General features: G+C 68.7%; 1 protein-coding gene. It reads right to left on the reverse strand.

Annotation, left to right across the window (positions count from 1 at the left end; translation table 11 throughout):
• Positions 1 to 871: tripartite tricarboxylate transporter substrate binding protein (locus tag ACSFA2_RS26005; RefSeq protein WP_435458205.1), on the reverse strand; the 871-nt coding region annotated here is incomplete at its 3' end.
• Positions 872 to 1,007: the final 136 nt, after the last annotated feature.

The raw sequence follows: 1,007 nt of genomic DNA on the forward strand, positions 1-1,007 counted from the left end.
GCGTCGAGCCGACCGGCTGCACGCCCACGTCCACGAAGCGCCGCTTCACTTCGTCATTCTTCAGGACATCGACCACCGCCTTGTGGAGCTTGTCGGCAATGGGCGCCGGCGTGCCGGCCGGCAGGAGCAGGCCGTTCCACTCGTAGGCCTCGTAGCCGGGCGCAACGGTTTCGGCGATGGTCGGCACATCGGGCAGGCGCGCGGAGCGCTGCGGCGACGACACAGCCAGCGCGCGCAGCTTGCCCGAGGACACGAGCGGGTACGACGCGGCGATGGTGCTGAACATGAAGTCGACCTGCCCACCCATGACGTCGGAGATGGCGGGGCCGCCGCTCTTGTAGCCGACATGCACCATGTCGAGCCCGAGCCGCTGGCGCAGCAGTTCCGCCGCAAGCCGCTGCACGGTGCCGCTTCCGCCCGATGCGAAGTTGAGCTTTCCGGGTTCGGCCTTCGCCCTGTCCGCGAGGTCCTTGATGCTCTTCACCGGCGACTCCGCGCGGACGATCACGATGTTGGGCGCCAGCGAGACCAGCGCCAGCGGCTGCAGGGCATTGCCGGCGTACGGCATGCGAGGAAAGAGATGCGGATTGATCGAGTACGGCGTGGCGTCGTAGAGCACCGTGTAGCCGTCGGGCGCGGCCTTGGCGGCAAAGCTCGCGCCGATGGTTCCGCTGGCGCCGGGCCTGTTGTCGACGATCACGCTGGTGCCCAGCTTCTCGCCCATGCGCACCGCCAGCACGCGCGCCAGCGCGTCCGCGGAGCCGCCCGGCGCATACGGCACGACGAGCGTGATGGGGCGGTCCGGAAAGGCGGCCTGGGCGGACGCGGCGGCGAAGAGGCATGCGGCGAGCATGCATCGGATGGCCTTCATCATGGGTTCCTTGGGGTGTGCGGTCATTCGGTCTTGAGGTCGAGCGTTCGGGCCAGCTCGCCATAGAGCTTGACCTCGCGCGCCAGTTGCGCGCCGAAGGCATTGGCGCAGATGTTCTGTGCTTCCATGCCGAGCG

This window comes from Variovorax cryoconiti, from assembly GCF_051216395.1.
Classification (GTDB): Bacteria; Pseudomonadota; Gammaproteobacteria; order Burkholderiales; family Burkholderiaceae_C; genus Variovorax.